The following is a 17106-nucleotide window of genomic DNA, read 5'->3' on the forward strand; positions in this document are numbered from 1 at the left end:
GTCAGTTCTCTCCCGCGAGGTGCAGTGCGGCGAGGTACCCGAAGGTCATCGCCGGTCCAATGGTGCCGCCCGGCCCGGGGTAGGTGTGTCCCATCACCGGGGCGCTGACGTTACCCGCGGCGTAAAGGCCGTCGATGATGCTGCCGTCGTCGCGCAGCGCACGGCCGTGGACGTCGGTGCGGATGCCGCCCTTGGTGCCCAGGTCCCCGGGCACCATCTTGGCGGCGTAATACGGCGCATGCGTCAGCTCACCGAGGTTCGGATTGGGCTTGTTGGTGGGGTCGCCGTAGTACTTGTCGTAGGCGCTCTCACCACGGTGGTAGTCATCGTCGACGCCAGCGCGGGCGAAGTTGTTGAACCTGGCCACCGTCGCGGTGAACTCGGCGACGGGCAGGCCGGCCTGCTGCGCCAGCTCTTCGAGCGTGTCGGCCTTGATGATGACGCCGGATTCCATCCACTTGCGCGGAATGCGTTGCCCGGGCTGCAATCCCGCGAAGATGTAGCGGTCGCGGTACTGCTGGTCGAAGACCAGCCACGCGGGAATGTTCTCGCCCGGACCGGGGCCCTGGCCGTGTTCGCCGCCGTACATGTGGTGGCACGCTTCGACGTAGGGCATCGACTCGTTCATGAACCGCTTGCCGGACATGTTGACGATGATCGACCCCGGCGAATTACGCTCGGACAGCGCGAACCACGGCGCACCCACCAGCGGCACAGTCGGGCCCCACCAGGCGTCTTCCATTAAATCGAGTGCGGCGCCCAGCTTTTCGCCAGCGATGATCCCGTCGCCGGTGTTCGCCTTGGCGCCGACGGTCCACTCGGTGGTGATCGGTGCGCGCTGGTACTTCACCCGCATCTGTTCGTTCTGCTCGAAGCCGCCGGAGGCGAGGATCACGCCGCGGCGCGCTCGGATCAGCTGCGGCTCGGCGGATTCCGCCGAACCGGTGGCGCGCACATACACACCCCGCACCACGCCGTCCTCGACGTACAGGTCGGTCAGCGCGGTGTTCAGCTGCACAGGAACGCCGGCGCGCTGCAGCCCGATGCGCAACGGCGCGATCAGCGCCCGTCCCATGCCGACGAGGTTCTTCCCCGTCGCCTTCGCCCACATGGTGCGACCGCCGACCTTCAGGCTGCGCAGCACTCCCCGCGGGTGCCGCTTGAGCATGTTCAGTCGCACGTAGTCCTGCTGCATCACAACCACATTCAGTGGCACCTTGCCGTAGGCAGGTTCGAGTCCGTTTTCGTCCGGGCCGAGCTTTCGGGCATTGAACGGCTTGGGCTCGATCGAACGGCCGCCCGCGCGGCCGCCCGGCGCTTCGGGGTAGTAGTCGGAGTAGCGCGGCACCCAGCACATCTTCAGCGGCGTGTTCTTCAGCACGAACGAGAGCATCTCGGGACCGCGTTGCAGATAGGTGTCGATGCGCTCCGGCTCGACCACGTCGCCGACGATGCCGTGCAGGTAGGTGCGGGCCGCGTCGGGGGTGTCCTTCACCCCGTCGCGCTTGAGGACTTCGTTGTTCGGGATCCACACACCGCCACCCGAGCGCGCGGTGGAGCCGCCGAAGTGAGGCGCCTTTTCGATGACTACTGTCGAGAGGCCTTGGTGCGCGGCGGCAAGGGCAGCAACCATCCCGGCCCCGCCGCTTCCGACCACGACGACGTCATACTCCTGCGCTGTCATGTAGAACACGTTATAGAATTGCCCGGGCTGGGCGCTACTGGCCCGGTCAAACGGACGAGGGGACTTCGGTAAATGCTCAGTGTTGCGACCCGCGACGAGCTGGCTGCCGACCTGGCTCAGGCTGAACGCAGCCGCGTGCCGATCGCCCCGCTGACGTCCGCTCATCCGGACATCGACGTCGTCGACGCGTACGAGATTCAGCTGATCAACATCCGCCAGCGGGTCGCCGAGGGCGCCCGCGTGCTGGGCCACAAGGTGGGTCTTTCCAGCAAGGCGATGCAGCAGATGATGGGTGTCGACGAGCCCGACTACGGGCATCTGCTGGACGAAATGCAGGTCTTCGAGGACGTCCCGGTCCAGGCGGGACGCTTCCTGTACCCGCGGGTCGAGGTCGAGGTCGGCTTCATCCTGGCCGAAGACCTGCCCGGCGCGGACTGCACCGAGGACGACGTCCTGGCCGCCACCGAGGCGCTGGTGCCGTCCATCGAATTGATCGACACCCGGATCACCGACTGGAAGATCGCCCTGTGCGACACCATCGCCGACAACGCATCTTCGGCGGGCTACGTGCTGGGCAAGGCCCGCGTGTCACCGGCCGACCTCGACGTCAAGACGATCGACGCAGTACTGACCCGCAACGGCGAGGTGATCGCGGAGGGCCGCAGCGATGCGGTGTTGGGCAACCCGGTGACGGCCGTGGCCTGGCTGGCCCGCAAGGTCGAGAGCTTCGGGGTGCGCCTGCGCAAAGGCGACGTCGTTCTTCCCGGGTCGTGCACGCGAGCGATAGATGCACGCCCGGGGGACGACTTCGTCGCCGAATTCACCGGGCTCGGTTCAGTTCATTTGTCCTTTGAATGAGCGCGGATTAGTTTTGAATCAGTCGATTTAAAGCTTCGAAAAAGGAGCATCATGCCGTCGAAGGCAAGCGTCGCCATTGTCGGGTCGGGAAACATCAGCACCGACCTGCTCTACAAACTGCTGCGATCGGACTGGCTGGAGCCGCGCTGGATGGTCGGCATCGACCCCGAAAGCGAAGGCCTGGCGCGGGCCCGCAAATTGGGTCTGGAGACCACCCACGAGGGCGTCGACTGGCTACTGGGCCTGTCCGAGAAGCCCGACCTGGTCTTCGAGGCGACCAGCGCCTACGTGCACCGCGACGCCGCGCCGAAGTACGAGGCCGCCGGAATCCGGGCCATCGACCTGACGCCGGCCGCGGTGGGCCCCGCGGTGATCCCGCCGGCGAACCTGCGCGAGCACCTGGACGCGCCGAACGTCAACATGATCACCTGCGGCGGGCAGGCGACCATCCCCATCGTGTACGCGGTGTCGCGGGTGGTCGAGGTGCCCTACGCCGAAATCGTCGCCTCGGTCGCATCGCTATCCGCGGGGCCGGGCACCAGGGCCAACATCGACGAGTTCACCAAGACCACCAGCCGGGGCGTCGAGACCATCGGTGGCGCAAAGCGCGGCAAGGCGATCATCATCCTGAACCCCGCCGATCCGCCGATGATCATGCGCGACACCATCTTCTGCGCCATTCCCGAGGACGCCGACCACGACGCGATCGCCCAGTCCATCAAGGATGTGGTCGCCGAGGTGCAGACCTATGTGCCGGGCTACCGGCTGCTCAACGAGCCGCAGTTCGACGAACCGTCGATGCACTCCGGTGGCCAGGCCCTGGTCACCACGTTCGTCGAGGTGGAGGGCGCCGGCGACTACCTGCCGCCGTACGCCGGCAACCTCGACATCATGACGGCGGCGGCCACCAAGGTCGGCGAAGAGATCGCCAAGGAAACCCTCGCGGTCACAGGAGCGCAAGCATGAGCACTGACATCTTCTTCAACCCCGTGTGGGACGTCCGCATGACGGACACGTCGCTGCGCGACGGTTCGCACCACAAACGCCACCAGTTCACCAAGGACGAGGTCGGCTCCATCGTCTCGGCCCTCGACGCGGCGGGTGTGCCGGTGATCGAGGTGACGCACGGCGACGGATTGGGCGGCTCGTCCTTCAACTACGGCTTCTCTAAAACTCCCGAACAGGAATTGATCAAGCTCGCGGCCGAAACCGCGAAAGTAGCCAAAATCGCATTCCTGATGCTGCCGGGCGTGGGCACCAAGGAAGACATCAAAGAGGCGCAGGACAATGGCGGGTCGATCTGCCGGATTGCCACGCATTGCACCGAGGCCGACGTGTCGATCCAGCACTTCGGGCTGGCCCGCGAGCTGGGCCTGGAAACCGTCGGGTTCCTGATGATGGCCCACACCATTCCCCCGGAGAAGCTGGCCGCGCAGGCCCGCATCATGGCCGATGCCGGCTGCCAGTGCGTCTACGTCGTCGACTCCGCCGGCGCCCTGGTGCTCGACGGCGTCGCTGATCGAGTGAAGGCACTGGTTGCCGAGCTCGGCGACGACGCCCAGGTGGGCTTCCACGGCCATGAAAACCTCGGCCTCGGGGTGGCCAACTCGGTGGAGGCGGTCCGCGCGGGCGCCAAGCAGATCGACGGCAGCGTGCGGCGCTTCGGTGCGGGTGCGGGCAACGCGCCGGTCGAGGCGCTGATCGGAGTATTCGACAAGATCGGCGTCAAGACGGGCATCGACTTCTTCGACATCGCCGACGCCGCCGAGGACGTGGTGCGTCCCGCCATGCCCGCCGAATGCCTGCTGGACCGCAACGCGCTGGTCATGGGCTACTCCGGCGTGTACTCGAGCTTCCTCAAGCACGCGGTCCGCCAGGGTGAGCGCTACGGCGTCCCGGCCCACGAGCTGTTGCACCGCGCCGGCCAGCGCAAGCTGATCGGCGGCCAGGAAGACCAGCTCATCGACATCGCGCTGGAGATCAAGCGCGAGCGGGAAAGCGGCACGGCCGCAGCGCGCTGACGCCGCCTTCGCTCACAGCCGGGGCATAGGTGCCGCGGGTAGCGTGGCGCGCATGAGCACATCCAATACAGGCGACGTCCGTCGTCGCGGACTGTACGGCCTGCTCGCCGGGGGGCTACTGACTGCAACCGCCGCGACGTTGATCGCGTTGCCCGTGGCGAACGCGGCTCCCTGCGATCAGACCGTGGGGGATTCCGTCAACTCGTACCTGCAGCGGCATCCCGACGTCAAGCAGTCGCTGGCCGCCAAGTCTGCGGCCGAGGGCGGTGGCTTCAATGCCATCGACTACCTGAATCGGCATCCCGATGTGCGGCAGCACCTGATCGACCTGTCGCAGCAGTGCGCGCCTTAGTGAGCCGGCCTCGTCTATGAACGGTGCGGTCGACACGCGGGAATGTTCGCCATTGACGAAAAAGTAGAACACGTTCTAGCGTCTAGGCGTGTTCTCTAATCCCCTTACCGAAGCGATCGCAGAGGCCGAGCAGTTGGTGGCCGACGCACCGTTCATCGAGACCGAAGCCGACCTACTCGAAGGATTGCAGTATCTGGCCGGCTGCATCTCGGGCTGCATCCACCTGGCCGTCGACTACGACCGCGACCATCCCTTCCTACAATCGGGCACCGGGCCGTTCACCAAGATGGGCCTGGACAACCCCGACACCCTCTACTTCGGTACCCGGGTGCATGCCAACCACGACTACGTGGTCACCGGCAGGCGGGGAACCACCACCGACCTGAGTTTCCAGCTGCTCGGCGGCGAGTACACCGACGACTTCGTGCCCGTCAGCCAGGCCGCGTTCGACGACCGCGAGCTCGAGATCGCGCCCGACGGCACCTTCGAGTGGCGGGTGCGGCCGACCAGCCCCGGGCAGTTGGTGATCCGCGAGGTGTACGGCGACTGGTCGGCGCAGCGCGGCACGCTGGCGATATCCCGGCTGGACACGGCCGGCACGGCGCCGCCGCCGTTGACCCGCGAGCTCATCGAAAGGCGTTACGCCACAGCCGGAAAGCAGCTCGTCCAGCGGGTGAAGACCTGGCTGCAGTTTCCGCAGTGGTTCTATCTGGACCTGCCGGTCAACACGATGGTGCCGCCGCGGCTGACTCCAGGGGGGCTGTCCACGCAGTACTCGTCGGTCGGGCACTTCGACCTGCGACCGGACCAGGCGATGATCGTCACCATCCCGGTCTCCGACGCGCCCTACCTCGGCTTCCAGTTGGGCAGCCTGTGGTACATCTCGCTGGACTACATCAACCACCAGACCTCGCTGAACAACACTCAGGCGCAAGCGGATCCGGACGGCAAGGTGCGCATTGTCGTCGCCGACCAGAACCCGGGAGTGACCAACTGGACCGAGACACTCGGCCACCGGCGCGGTTTCCTGCAGTTCCGCTGGCAGCGGGTGTCGCGCGAGCTCACCGATGCGGACGGCCCCACGGTCGACGTGGTCGACATCGACAAGGTGCCGGCCGCGCTGCCGTATTTCGACCACAACAAGATTTCCGAAGACGACTGGCGCGCGCGAATTTCGCTGCGCCACCAACAAATTCAGGCAAGGATGCTGGGATGACGAAGTTGCTCGACGGCAAGGTAGTGGTGATCAGCGGCGTGGGCCCGGGTCTGGGTACGACGCTGGCGCACCGATGCACGCGCGAGGGCGCCGACCTGGTGATTGCGGCCCGCACGCCGGAACGCCTGGACGACGTCGCCAAGCAGATCGCCGACCTCGGAGGCCGAGCGACGACGGTGCGCACCGACATCACCGAGGACGACCAGGTGAGCAACCTGGTCGACGCCACCCTGGAGGCCTACGGCAAGGTCGACGTGCTGATCAACAACGCGTTCCGGGTGCCGTCGCTGAAACCGTTCTCGGGCACCAGCTTCCAGCACATCCGCGACGCGATCGAACTCAGCGCGCTCGGCGCGCTGCGGCTGATCCAGGGCTTCACGCCGGCGCTGGCCGAGGCGAAGGGCTCGATCGTCAACGTCAACTCCATGGTGCTGCGGCACTCGCAGGCGAAGTACGGCGCCTACAAGATGGCCAAGTCCGCGCTGCTGTCCATGTCGCATTCGCTGGCCACCGAGCTGGGTGAGCAGGGAATCCGCGTCAATTCCGTTGCACCCGGCTATATCTGGGGCGAGACGCTGCAGGGCTACTTCAACCACCAGGCCGGCAAGTACGACACGACGGCCGATCAGATCTATGCGGCCACCGCGGCCGACTCCGACCTCAAGCGGCTGCCCACCGAGGACGAGGTCGCCTCGGCGATCCTGTTCATGGCCAGCGACCTTTCGAGCGGCATCACCGGCCAGACCCTGGACGTCAACTGCGGGGAGTACCACACCTGATGGCGGAGCGCACCGACGTCGGCACCGTCGAGGACATGCAAGCGTCGGCCACCAAGCTGGTCGGGCTCGACGACTTCGGCGTCGACGACGACAACTACCGTGAGGCGCTAGGGGTGCTCCTCGAGTCGTACCGGAGTGATGCGGGCCTAACGCCGTTGGGCAGCAAGATGAATCGGTTCTTCCTGCGCGGCGCGCTGGTGGCCAGGCTGTTCGCCGAGTCCGCCTGGAAGCAATACCCGCAGCACGCCGAGGTGGGCATCGAGCGGCCGATCTTCGTCACCGGGTTGCCCCGCACCGGCACCACGATCCTGCACCGCCTGCTCGGCGCGGACCCGGTTCATCAGGGCCTGCATCTGTGGCTGGCCGAATTCCCGCAGCCGCGCCCACCGCGCGACACCTGGGACTCCAACCCGTGGTACAGCACGCTGAATGCGCAGTTCGAAAAGGCGCACGCGGAGAATCCGGAATACACCGGCCTGCATTTCATGGCGGCCTACGAGCTGGAGGAGTGCTGGCAGCTGCTGCGGCAGTCGCTGCATTCGGTGTCCTACGAGACGCTGTCGCACCTGCCCACCTATTCGCGGTGGCTGTCGGGACAGGACTGGACGCCGTCCTATCAGCGGCACCGCCGCAACCTTCAGTTGATCGGGCTCAATGACGTCGAAAAGCGTTGGGTGCTCAAGAATCCCAGCCACCTGTTCGCGCTGGACGCGTTGATGGCGACCTACCCGGATGCCTTGGTAATCCAGACGCACCGGCCGGTGGAGACGATCATGGGTTCGATGTGCTCGCTGGCGCAGCACACCGCCGAGGGCTGGTCGACGACCTTCTCGGGCGACCAGATCGGTGCCGACGCGATGGAAACCTGGTCGCGCGGCTTGGAACAGTTCAATACCGCACGCGCCAAGCACAACCCGGCTCAGTTCTATGACGTTGACTATCGCGACTTGATCGACGACCCGCTCGGAACCGTCGCCAACGTGTACGGCCACTTCGGCATGACGCTGACCGACGAGGCGCGAAAGGCCATGGAGGACAGCCACGCCGAGAGCCAGACCGGCGCCCGGGCCCCGAAGCACAAGTACTCGCTGGCCGACTACGGGCTGACCGCCGATGAGGTCAAAGAGCGGTTCGCCGGGCTGTAGGCCGGTCTAGTCTTCGTCCGGACGCTCGAGATAGCCTTCGGCGACGGCGTGTTCGATGCTGTCGCTAAGCCTCGGGCACGACCTGGTTCGCGCCGGGTCGCCGCCGGACTCACGCACTTCGGCAAAGTGGGCACACCGGTGCGATGCCTCGGAATTCCATTGCACCGCGGTGTGTCCCGGCCCCAGCCTGCGCACGGTCACGGTGACGTGGCAGAACCGGCAGTCCACCGGCAGCAGCCCCGACGTCAGGTAGCGCTCGCGGTCGGCGCGGCTGGCCTCGGCGACGGCCGCGGCGCGCTGGGGGTCGTTGCTGAAATCCCTTGACTTCGACCATGTCCCGGAGCCGCCGTTGCGCGCGGGTGACTCATCGTGGTCGTGATGGTCGCCGTGCAGCAGCAGCATCGACCGGGCGAGCCGGTCGACGTCGGGAACGTCCGGCCGATCGTCGGACATGGCTACGAGTGTTGCTTGGCCGGGACGTCGTCGGAAACCGATTCGGCCCCATCGGATTCGGAGTCCCTGGTCTTCAGGTTCTCAGCGACCTCGACGTTCCAGTGTTCAATGGCCCGGGTGGTGTCCACCTCGATCTCGAAGCGCTGCACCATCTCCGGCTCGATGTCGGCGACGTCGACATAGAACTGCTGATACCAGCGGCGCAGCTGGTACACGGCGCCGTCTTCCTCGACCAGCAGCGGGTTGTCGATGCGGGTCTTGTGCTTCCAGATCTCGACGTCTTGCAGGAAGCCCTTGCTCACACCCTCGGTGAAGACCTTGGACAGCTTGTCGGTCATCTTTTCGTCCATGCCCTTGGGCTTTTCGACGATGACGCCCCACTGCAGCAGGAAGGAGTTCTGGGTCACCGGGTAGTGGCAATTGATCAGGATCGACTCGGCCTTGAAGCCGCCGTAGCTGTTGTGCAGCCAGTTGATCATGAACGACGGCCCGAAATAGGATGCCTCGGAATCCAGCTCCGCCTCGCCGTAGGAGGTGCCCAGGTCGTTGACGTCAGGCCGGCCCACGTTGTGCAGGTACTGCGAGGCGATGTGGCCCTCGAAGACGTTCTTGAAGTACGTCGGCAATCCGAAGTGGATGTAGAAGAAGTGCGCCATGTCGGTGACGTTGTCGATGATGTCGCGGCAGTTGGACCCCTCGATGAGGATGCTGTTCCACCGCCACTCGGTCCACTCGTCACTGTGGGATTCCGGGATGTCGGGAATCTGGACGGCGGGGTCCGGCGGGTTGTTTTCGTGGTCGTGCCAGACGAACAGCAGTCCGCCGCGGATGTCGGTCGCCCACGACCGGGTGCGCGCCGTTTTCGGCGTGCGCTTTGCGTACGGCACCAGCTTGCAGCGACCGTCCCCGCCCCAGCGCCAATCGTGGAACGGGCAGGCGACCTCGTCGCCCTTGATCGTGCCCTCCGACAGGTCCCCGCCCATGTGGCGGCAGTAGCCGTCGAGCACCTTGACGTCGCCGTGCGAGTCGGCGAAGACCACCAGCTTGGTGCCGAACGCCTCGATCGAGTGCGGCTTACCGTCCTGAAAGTCCTTCGCGACGCCCAGGCAGTGCCAGCCACGGGCATATCTGGTCGGCAAGGCGCCGGGGTCGATCTCCCGGATCCCGACCGCTTTGGTGTCGGTACTCACCAGTTACCTCCAACTTGCTAGCCCTCTAACTAGAACACGTTACAGTTTTGTGCCGTGGACGCGCAATGACAGCGGTCCTAACCATGGGATATTCATTCTGGGGTATATCTAAACGATGCCACTGTTTGCATTCGAGGGACGCGCGCCGCGGATCGATCCCACCGCCTTCGTGGCGCCGACTGCGACCCTGATCGGCGACGTCACCGTGGAGGCGGGCGCGTCGGTGTGGTTCAACGCCGTGCTGCGCGGCGATTATGGGCCGATTGTCGTGCGGGAAGGCGCCAACGTGCAGGACGGATCGGTGCTGCATGCCCCGCCCGGTATCCCGGTCGACATCGGCCCTGGCGCGACGGTTGCCCACCTGTGCGTCATCCACGGGGTCCATGTCGGATCCGAGGCGTTGATCGCCAACCACGCCACGGTGCTCGACGGCGCGGTGATCGGCGCCCGCAGTCTGGTCGCCGCGCATTCGCTGGTGACCGCCGGCAGCCAGATCCCGTCCGGGGTGCTGGCCGTCGGGGCGCCGGCACAGATCAAGGGGCCGATCGCCGGTACCGGCGCCGAAATGTGGCTCAACGTGAATCCGCAGGCCTACCGCGACCTGGCGCAGCGCCATCTGGCCGGGCTCGAGGAGCTCTAGACCTTGGCCGTGTTCGCGATGGCGCGTTCCATCTCCCAATACGCGCGCAGGGCGAGCATCTGGCCCTCGGCGTTCGCCTTGTAGGTGAACACGCCTTCGGCGGTGGTCTGGTAGTCGCCGGTGGTGATCAGGATGTGCCCGACGTTGGCTTCCTCGTTGCCGCATTCGTAGGTGTCGCGGAAGTAGAACTCGATCTTGGTGGTGGGGGCGATGACCTTGTCCCAGAACTCCGAGATCGCGTCGCGGCCGCGGTGGCCTTTGCCCTCTGGGTCGAAGGGCGACGGTCCGATGGGGTCCTCGACGATGGCGTCGTCGGCGAACACCGCCAGCCACGCTTCCTTGTCCCGGGCGATGACCGCCTCCCGCGAGCGCCTGCCGGCCTCGTGCGCGGGATGGTCGGTCACGCGTCCACCTTTTGCGGCTTGTCGGCACCGACCACCCACATGGAGTAGTACTGCGAACCGCCACCGTAGGCGTGTCCCAACGCCTTTCGCGCGTTCGGCACCTGGTGGTCGCCGCCCTTGCCCATCACCTGGATCGCCGACTCGGCAAAGCGGATGAGGCCCGAGGCGCCGATCGGGTTCGACGACAGCACACCGCCGGAGGGATTCACCGGAAGCCGCCCCCCGATCTTGGTCTCGCCGGCCTCGGTGAGCTTCCAGCCCTCGCCCTCGGCGGCAAAACCGAGATTTTCCAACCACATTGGCTCGAACCAGGAGAACGGCACGTAGATCTCCGCGGCGTCGATCTCGTCGATCGGGCTCTTGATCCCGGCCGCCTTCCACAGCGCGGCGGCCGCGTCACGGCCGGCCTGCGGGCTGACCTGGTCGCGCCCGGAGAACTGCAGCGGCTCGGTGCGCAGCGCGGTCGCGTGAATCCACGCCACCGGTTGTCCTTGCGCCAGACGGGCTTCGGCGATCTCCTCGTTGCCGATGACGACCGCGGCGGCGCCGTCGGAGGACGGGCACGTCTCGTCGTAGCGGATCGGGTCCCACAGCATCGGGGACTCCATCACCTTCTCCACGGTGATGTCCGGCTGGTGCAGGTGGGCCAGCGGGTTGCGGGCACCGTTGAGCCGGTCCTTGACCGCGACGATGGCGCCGATGTTCAGCGGTGCGCCCGACCGGCGGATGTAGGACCGGACGTGCGGGGCGAAGTAGCCGCCGGCGCCCGCGCCGACCGGCTTGATGAAGGGGATCGGAATCGACAACGCCCACATGGCATTTGATTCCGACTGCTTCTCCCACGCCATCGCCAGCACCCGGCGGTACTTGCCGGACTGCACCAGGCTGGCCGCGACCACCGCGGTGGAACCGCCGACCGAACCCGCGGTGTGCACCCGGATGAGCGGCTTGTTGGTCGCGCCCATGGCGTCGGCCATGAACAGCTCCGGCATCATGACGCCCTCGAAGAAGTCGGGCGCTTTGCCGACCACGACCGCGTCGATGTCGTCGAACGTGCTACCCGAATCTTCCAGCGCACGGTCGATCGCCTCGCGCACCAGGCCGTTCATCGAAACGTCCTTGCGCTTGGCCACGTACTTGGTCTGCCCGGTACCCAGTACCGCGGCCAGATGTGCTCCCGCGCCGGCCATCAGTTCTTCCCTTCCATGACCGCGACCAGGTTCTGTTGCAGCGCAGGCCCACTGGTGGCATGCGCAAGGACCCGCTCGGCTGATCCGTTCCAGATGTGTTGTGCCGCCAAGCCGATCCGCTCCAGACCGGCGACGAACATCGGGTTGGCAGCGAGCGCGCCGCCGGACGGGTTCACCTTCGTCTTGCCCGATAGCCCGATCGCTTCGGTGAGGATCAGGTGCTGGTGGCTGAAGGGCGCGTGGATCTCGGCCACCTCGATCCCGCCCTTGGACGCCTCGGCCGCCTTGGCCGAAGCTGCCGTGGACGACGACACGGTGAGGTCGCGCGCGCCGAGCACGGGCGTTTCGATGCGGTGCTCGATTCCCGTGATCCAGGCGGGGTTTTCGCGCAACTCGCGGGCCCGGTCACCGGCGGCCAGCACGATCGCGGCCGCGCCGTCGGTGATCGGCGCGATGTCGTGGCGGCGCAGCGGGTCGGCGAAGAACGGGCGGGACAGCAGCTCGTCGATGCTCTTGGCCGGCTTCTCGGAGTCGTTGCGCTCGGCTTGGGCGAACGAGTCGAGCGCGACCTGCGCCATCTGCTCGGCCGTCCACTTGCCGCTGTCCAGCCCGACGCGGGCCTGCAGTCCGGCCAGTGACACCGAGTCCGGCCACAGCGGCGCGACGGTGTAGGGGTCGGTCTGCCGCGACAGGACCTGCCGCAGGATCCCGGCCGAGGACTTGCCGAAGCCGTACACCAGCGCGGTGTCGACCTCGCCGGTCAGGATCTTGATGTAGGCCTCGTAGAGCGCCCAGGCGGCGTCCATCTCGACGTGCGACTCGTTGATCGGCGGCACGGCGCCGATCGAGTCGATCGCCGAGATGAACGAGAATGCCCGTCCGGCAAGGTAATCGGACGATCCTGAGCACCAGAAGCCGATGTCGGTCCTGGCGATGCCCAGCTCTTCGTACAGCTGGGCGAAGCACGGGATCAACATCTCGACGCCGTTGGTGGTGCCGTCAGTACGGCGGACATGCGGGGCGTGGGCGAAGCCGACGACCGCAACAGTGCGTTCGCTCATGTGCAGATTGGCCTTTACAGGTGGTGGCGGTAGGTGTCGTAGTCGGCGTCCGGCTCACCGGTAGGCCGGAAGAACTCGATGTTGTCGATGCCAAAGCCCCACTCCTCGCGAGGCCTCCACACCGCCTCCACGCGCATGCCCATCCGCACCTCGTGGGCGTCGATGTCGGCAACCAGGTGCAGGAAGGGAATGTCGGCCCCGTCGAGCAGAACGTAGGCCGCCACGTAGGGCGGCTTGATGCGCTGGCCCTGGAACGGGATGTTGATGATCGCGAACGTCGTCACCGTGCCCTTGTCGGGCAGCTCGAGGAACTCGGTGGTGGGCTGGCCGGTGGCCGGGTCGGCGCCGTGCGGCGGGAAGTAGACCTTGCCCTTCTTGCCCGTCTTGGCGCCCAGCAGCTTGCCCTCGGCGATGGCGCGCAGGTAGGCGCTCTCCTCGTGCGAGGCCGTGTGCTGGATGGTCAGCGAGACCGGCGTGACGATCATGGTGACCGGGTCTTTATCGCTCGCTGAGGCTTGCCCCTCGGGCTCGGCCGGCTCTTCCTCGTCGCCCGGCTTGAAGTACGCGATGTCGGTGATGGCGCCCACCGTCTCGGCTGCCCAGTGCACGTGCACGCGGGCGCCGGTGCTGATCTTGTCCGGCTCGCCGGCGTCGACGGCGTGGATCAGGGGAGTGTCGGCGCCGTCGAGCTTGATCAGCGCCCACGCGAACGGCCGGTCCAGCGGCTCGCCGCCCAGCGGCTCGGGCTGCCAGGTCCAGGAGACGACGGTCCCGACTGCTGACACCGGTACCATCTCGCCCAGCGGTTCGTAGGTAACCGGGTCGTATTCCGCCGGTGGCACATGCACCCGGCCATCCGATCCACGTACCCCCAGGACGCGGTGGTCACGCAGTGCGGTGAAGAACTCACCGAGCGTGGTTCCGACTGAACGGGTGTAGTCGAATGCCAGGGTTAACGGCGCGGAGAGAGGCGGCTCAGAGTGATCGATAGTGGTCGGGCCGCTCGAAGTGGCTGTCACGCCTTCGAGTAGAACAGGTTCTAAGAACCGTTTCAACACTGGGTTGTTGTCGGGTCCGTTCTGGTGAGGAAAGGCGAAGAAATGAAGCTGGGTTTGCAGCTCGGATATTGGGGCGCTCAGCCGCCGGAGAATCACGCGGAGCTCGTCGCCGCGGCCGAGGAAGCCGGATTCGACGCCGTGTTCACCGCCGAGGCCTGGGGCTCGGACGCGTACACGCCGCTGGCCTGGTGGGGTTCGTCGACGCAGCGGGTGCGGCTGGGCACGTCGGTGGTTCAGCTCTCCGCGCGGACTCCGACGGCGTGCGCGATGGCCGCGCTGACGCTCGACCACCTGTCCGGCGGCCGGCACATCCTCGGGCTGGGCGTGTCCGGCCCGCAGGTGGTGGAGGGCTGGTACGGCCAGTCGTTCCCCAAGCCGCTGGCCCGCACGCGCGAATACATCGACATCATCCGGCAGGTCTGGGCCCGTAAGGAGCCGGTGACCAGCGACGGCCCCCATTACCCGCTGCCTTTGAAGGAGGGGCCCGGGCGGCCCGCGACCGGCCTGGGCAAGCCGCTGAAGCCCATCACCCATCCGCGGCGCGCTGACATCCCGATCATGCTGGGAGCCGAGGGGCCGAAGAACGTCGCGCTGGCCGCCGAGATCTGCGACGGCTGGCTGCCGATCTTCTACACCCCGCGGATGGCCGACACCTACAACGAGTGGCTGGACGAGGGCTTCTCCCGCCCGGGTGCCCGCCGCAGCCGCAAGGACTTCGAGATCTGCGCGACGGCCAACATCGTCATCACCGAGGACCGCGCCGCCGCCTTCGCGGCCATGAAGCCCTACATCGCGCTCTACATGGGCGGGATGGGCGCCGAGGACACCAACTTCCACGCCGACGTCTACCGCCGGATGGGTTACTCCGAGGTGGTCGACGACGTCACCAAGCTGTTCCGCAGCAACCAGAAGGAGAAGGCCGCCGAGATCATCCCGGACGAGGTCATCGACGACGCCGCGATCGTCGGCGACGTCGACTACGTCCGTAAGCAGATCAAGGCCTGGGAGGCCGCGGGCGTCACGATGATGGTGGTCTCCGGCCGCTCGACCGAGCAGGTAAACGAGCTCGCCGCGCTGATCTAGGCCCAGGCTTGCCCCGTCAATAGAACGGGTTCTAGATTGACCGGATGACTGTGTCTCAGCACACTATCGCGGGCACCGTCCTCACCATGCCGGTGAGGATCCGCGAGGCAAACCAGCACATGGCGATGTTCTCGGTGAACGCCGATGCCGCGCAGCAGCTGATCGATTACAGCGGCCTGCAGGTCTGTCGCTATCTGCCCGGCCGCGCGGTCGCGGTCCTGATGCTGATGCACTACATCGACGGCGACCTGGGTCAGTACTACGAGTTCGGCACCAGCATCATGGTCAACCCGCCGGGGTCGAACGCCAGCGGGCCGCGCGCTCTCGGCGACGCCGGCGCCTTCATCCACCACCTGCCCGTCGACCAGCCGTTCACACTGGAAGCCGGAACCAAGATCTGGGGTTACCCGAAAGTCATGGCGGACTTCACGATTCGCGAAGGCCGTCAGTTCGGGTTCGACTGTGCGATAGACGGCCAGCTGGTGATCAGCATGGACTTCGGCCGGGGGCTGCCGTTCCGGCTGACCCCCCGCGAGCAGGCGCAGCGCAGTTACTCCCACCGCGACGGCATCACCCGCGAGACCGCCTTCGAGCACACCCTGGACGGTGTGCGGACCCGTATCGGCGGCGCGCGCGTCCGGCTGGGCGATCATCCCTACGCGAAAGAGCTTGCATCGCTGGGACTTCCGAAGCGCGCGATCGTTTCCAGCTCCTCTGACCACGTGCAAATGACATTCGGCGACGCCCAGGAGATCTCATGACCCTTCCCGATGTGAAGACCAAGCCCGACGTCGACTTGACGGACGGCGCCTTCTACGCCGGCGACTCCCGGTCCATCTACAAGTGGATGCGCGAGAACGAGCCAGTCTTCAGGGACCGCAACGGACTTGCCGCGGCCTCGACCTATCAGTCCGTCATCGAGGCCGAGCGCAACCCCGAGCTGTTTTCGAATGCCGGCGGCATCCGGCCCGACCAGCCCGGCGTCGAGATGATGATCGAGATGGACGATCCGCAACATCTGTTGCGCCGCAAGCTCGTCAACTACGGGTTCACCCGCAAGCGGGTGAAGAACCTGGAGGCCTCGATCACGTCGCTGTGCGACACGCTGATCGACGCGGTGTGCGAACGCGGCGAGTGTGACTTCGTCTGGGACCTCGCCGCGCCGCTGCCGATGGCGGTCATCGGCGACATGCTCGGTGTGCGTCCCGAGGAACGCGCGATGTTCCTCAAGTGGTCCGACGATCTGGTCAGCTCGCTGAGCAGCACCGCCGCCGAGGCGGATGTCCAGGTGACGATGGAGGCCTTCGCCACCTACAGCCAGTACATGATGGGGATGATCGAGGAGCGCAAGAAGGCACCGACCGACGACCTGGTCAGCGTGCTGGTGCACGCCGAGGTCGAAGGGGCGGGCCTGGAGGACCACCAGATCGTCACCGAGGTGCTGCTGCTGCTGATCGGCGGCGACGAGACCACCCGTCACACCCTGTCCGGCGGGACGCGCCAGCTGCTGCTGCACCCCGACCAGCACCGGCGGCTGGCGGGCGATCTGAGCCTGCTGCCCAACGCGATCGAAGAGATGCTGCGCTGGACCGCGCCGGTGAAGAACATGGCGCGCACGATCACCGCCGACACCGAATTCCATGGCACTCAACTGAAAAAGGACGAGAAGATCATCCTGCTGTTCGAGTCGGCGAACTTCGACGAGAAGGTGTTCGACGACCCGGAGAGCTTCAACATCGACCGCTACCCGAACAACCACCTGGCGTTCGGCTTCGGCACGCACTTCTGTCTTGGCAACCAGCTCGCCCGCCTCGAGCTGTCGATCATGCAGACGCGGTTGCTGCAACGCCTGCCGGACATGCGGCTGGCGTCTCCAGACGCGCCGCTGCCCTTGCGTCCCGCGAACTTCGTGTCCGGCCTGGAGAAGATGCCGGTGGCGTTCAGCCCGACCGCGCCGCTGGCGTAGACGTGT

The 17106-nt window shown here is 66.3% G+C and carries 18 protein-coding genes; 11 read left to right on the forward strand and 7 right to left on the reverse strand.

Annotated features, from left to right (window positions below; genetic code table 11):
• Nucleotide 1 precedes the first annotated feature (1 nt).
• Nucleotides 2–1684, reverse strand: coding sequence for a 3-oxosteroid 1-dehydrogenase (kstD, locus tag MRAB57_RS10605; RefSeq protein WP_077090529.1), 1683 nt, complete (start codon nt 1682–1684; stop codon nt 2–4).
• Nucleotides 1685–1756: 72 nt separating this feature from the next.
• Between kstD and MRAB57_RS10610 the strand changes: the two genes are divergently transcribed.
• The 7 genes from MRAB57_RS10610 to MRAB57_RS10640 all read left to right on the forward strand — a co-directional run bounded on the left by MRAB57_RS10610 (nt 1757) and on the right by MRAB57_RS10640 (nt 8055).
• Complete coding sequence (locus MRAB57_RS10610; protein WP_077087525.1) at nt 1757–2542, forward strand: 2-keto-4-pentenoate hydratase; 786 nt, start codon at nt 1757–1759, stop codon at nt 2540–2542.
• 51 nt (nt 2543–2593) lie between these two features.
• On the forward strand, nt 2594–3508 hold the full coding sequence (locus MRAB57_RS10615; protein WP_077087526.1) for an acetaldehyde dehydrogenase (acetylating): 915 nt from the start codon (nt 2594–2596) through the stop codon (nt 3506–3508).
• Complete coding sequence (dmpG, locus tag MRAB57_RS10620; protein WP_077087527.1) at nt 3505–4563, forward strand: 4-hydroxy-2-oxovalerate aldolase; 1059 nt, start codon at nt 3505–3507, stop codon at nt 4561–4563. The genes MRAB57_RS10615 and dmpG overlap by 4 nt, the downstream gene beginning before the upstream one ends.
• Nucleotides 4564–4615: 52 nt before the next feature.
• The gene (locus MRAB57_RS10625; protein ID WP_077090530.1) at nt 4616–4915 is read left to right on the forward strand and encodes a hypothetical protein; all 300 of its coding nucleotides are present in this window, start codon (nt 4616–4618) and stop codon (nt 4913–4915) included.
• Between the two features lie 88 nt (nt 4916–5003).
• Complete coding sequence (locus tag MRAB57_RS10630; RefSeq protein ID WP_077087528.1) at nt 5004–6131, forward strand: hypothetical protein; 1128 nt, start codon at nt 5004–5006, stop codon at nt 6129–6131.
• Complete coding sequence (locus tag MRAB57_RS10635; protein WP_077087529.1) at nt 6128–6910, forward strand: SDR family oxidoreductase; 783 nt, start codon at nt 6128–6130, stop codon at nt 6908–6910. Before MRAB57_RS10630 ends, MRAB57_RS10635 begins: the two co-directional genes overlap by 4 nt.
• On the forward strand, nt 6910–8055 hold the full coding sequence (locus MRAB57_RS10640; protein WP_077087530.1) for a sulfotransferase family protein: 1146 nt from the start codon (nt 6910–6912) through the stop codon (nt 8053–8055). Before MRAB57_RS10635 ends, MRAB57_RS10640 begins: the two co-directional genes overlap by 1 nt.
• 6 nt (nt 8056–8061) lie before the next feature.
• Here the strand turns inward: MRAB57_RS10640 and MRAB57_RS10645 are convergent, their stop codons facing one another.
• Entirely contained in the window at nt 8062–8508 is a 447-nt protein-coding gene (locus tag MRAB57_RS10645) for a hypothetical protein (RefSeq protein ID WP_077087531.1), read from the reverse strand.
• A 2-nt stretch (nt 8509–8510) separates the two neighbouring features.
• Nucleotides 8511–9698 carry a 3-ketosteroid-9-alpha-monooxygenase, oxygenase component gene (locus tag MRAB57_RS10650; protein ID WP_077087532.1) on the reverse strand — a complete coding sequence of 396 codons (1188 nt, stop codon included), beginning with the start codon at nt 9696–9698 and terminating at the stop codon, nt 8511–8513.
• A 115-nt stretch (nt 9699–9813) separates the two neighbouring features.
• Between MRAB57_RS10650 and MRAB57_RS10655 the strand changes: the two genes are divergently transcribed.
• Nucleotides 9814–10338 (forward strand): gamma carbonic anhydrase family protein, encoded by a 525-nt coding sequence (locus MRAB57_RS10655; protein WP_077087533.1) that lies wholly within the window; start codon nt 9814–9816, stop codon nt 10336–10338.
• Here the strand turns inward: MRAB57_RS10655 and MRAB57_RS10660 are convergent.
• Genes MRAB57_RS10660 through MRAB57_RS10675 form a run of 4 tightly spaced genes read right to left on the reverse strand, consistent with a single transcriptional unit; the run spans nt 10335 to nt 14012 of the window.
• Entirely contained in the window at nt 10335–10742 is a 408-nt protein-coding gene (locus tag MRAB57_RS10660; RefSeq protein WP_077087534.1) for a nuclear transport factor 2 family protein, read from the reverse strand. The two genes, MRAB57_RS10655 and MRAB57_RS10660, sit on opposite strands and share 4 nt — an antisense overlap.
• Nucleotides 10739–11932, reverse strand: a complete 1194-nt coding sequence (locus MRAB57_RS10665) for a thiolase domain-containing protein (RefSeq protein ID WP_077087535.1) — start codon at nt 11930–11932, stop codon at nt 10739–10741. The genes MRAB57_RS10660 and MRAB57_RS10665 overlap by 4 nt, the downstream gene beginning before the upstream one ends.
• Entirely contained in the window at nt 11932–12993 is a 1062-nt protein-coding gene (locus MRAB57_RS10670) for a thiolase domain-containing protein (protein WP_077087536.1), read from the reverse strand. The genes MRAB57_RS10665 and MRAB57_RS10670 overlap by 1 nt, the downstream gene beginning before the upstream one ends.
• Nucleotides 12994–13007: 14 nt before the next feature.
• The gene (locus tag MRAB57_RS10675) at nt 13008–14012 is read right to left on the reverse strand and encodes a Zn-ribbon domain-containing OB-fold protein (RefSeq protein ID WP_077087537.1); all 1005 of its coding nucleotides are present in this window, start codon (nt 14010–14012) and stop codon (nt 13008–13010) included.
• Nucleotides 14013–14093: 81 nt separating this feature from the next.
• Between MRAB57_RS10675 and MRAB57_RS10680 the strand changes: the two genes are divergently transcribed.
• Genes MRAB57_RS10680 through MRAB57_RS10690 form a run of 3 tightly spaced genes read left to right on the forward strand, consistent with a single transcriptional unit; the run spans nt 14094 to nt 17100 of the window.
• The gene (locus tag MRAB57_RS10680; RefSeq protein WP_077087538.1) at nt 14094–15134 is read left to right on the forward strand and encodes an LLM class F420-dependent oxidoreductase; all 1041 of its coding nucleotides are present in this window, start codon (nt 14094–14096) and stop codon (nt 15132–15134) included.
• 44 nt (nt 15135–15178) lie between these two features.
• Nucleotides 15179–15895, forward strand: a complete 717-nt coding sequence (locus MRAB57_RS10685) for an acetoacetate decarboxylase family protein (protein ID WP_077087539.1) — start codon at nt 15179–15181, stop codon at nt 15893–15895.
• Between the two features lie 11 nt (nt 15896–15906).
• Nucleotides 15907–17100 (forward strand): cytochrome P450, encoded by a 1194-nt coding sequence (locus tag MRAB57_RS10690; protein ID WP_173814015.1) that lies wholly within the window; start codon nt 15907–15909, stop codon nt 17098–17100.
• The last annotated feature ends 6 nt before the right edge of the window (nt 17101–17106 follow it).

This window comes from Mycobacterium rhizamassiliense (genome assembly GCF_900157375.1).
Taxonomy (GTDB): Bacteria; Actinomycetota; Actinomycetes; order Mycobacteriales; family Mycobacteriaceae; genus Mycobacterium; species Mycobacterium rhizamassiliense.

What these genes read in the sequence shown, in the direction of transcription:
- kstD (WP_077090529.1), bottom strand. Translation starts at nt 1,684, where the DNA reads ATGACAGCGCAGGAGTATGACGTCGTCGTGGTCGGAAGCGGCGGGGCC.
- MRAB57_RS10610 (WP_077087525.1), top strand. Translation starts at nt 1,757, where the DNA reads ATGCTCAGTGTTGCGACCCGCGACGAGCTGGCTGCCGACCTGGCTCAG.
- MRAB57_RS10615 (WP_077087526.1), top strand. Translation starts at nt 2,594, where the DNA reads ATGCCGTCGAAGGCAAGCGTCGCCATTGTCGGGTCGGGAAACATCAGC.
- dmpG (WP_077087527.1), top strand. Translation starts at nt 3,505, where the DNA reads ATGAGCACTGACATCTTCTTCAACCCCGTGTGGGACGTCCGCATGACG.
- MRAB57_RS10625 (WP_077090530.1), top strand. Translation starts at nt 4,616, where the DNA reads ATGAGCACATCCAATACAGGCGACGTCCGTCGTCGCGGACTGTACGGC.
- MRAB57_RS10635 (WP_077087529.1), top strand. Translation starts at nt 6,128, where the DNA reads ATGACGAAGTTGCTCGACGGCAAGGTAGTGGTGATCAGCGGCGTGGGC.
- MRAB57_RS10640 (WP_077087530.1), top strand. Translation starts at nt 6,910, where the DNA reads ATGGCGGAGCGCACCGACGTCGGCACCGTCGAGGACATGCAAGCGTCG.
- MRAB57_RS10645 (WP_077087531.1), bottom strand. Translation starts at nt 8,508, where the DNA reads ATGTCCGACGATCGGCCGGACGTTCCCGACGTCGACCGGCTCGCCCGG.
- MRAB57_RS10655 (WP_077087533.1), top strand. Translation starts at nt 9,814, where the DNA reads ATGCCACTGTTTGCATTCGAGGGACGCGCGCCGCGGATCGATCCCACC.
- MRAB57_RS10665 (WP_077087535.1), bottom strand. Translation starts at nt 11,932, where the DNA reads ATGGCCGGCGCGGGAGCACATCTGGCCGCGGTACTGGGTACCGGGCAG.
- MRAB57_RS10670 (WP_077087536.1), bottom strand. Translation starts at nt 12,993, where the DNA reads ATGAGCGAACGCACTGTTGCGGTCGTCGGCTTCGCCCACGCCCCGCAT.
- MRAB57_RS10680 (WP_077087538.1), top strand. Translation starts at nt 14,094, where the DNA reads ATGAAGCTGGGTTTGCAGCTCGGATATTGGGGCGCTCAGCCGCCGGAG.
- MRAB57_RS10685 (WP_077087539.1), top strand. Translation starts at nt 15,179, where the DNA reads ATGACTGTGTCTCAGCACACTATCGCGGGCACCGTCCTCACCATGCCG.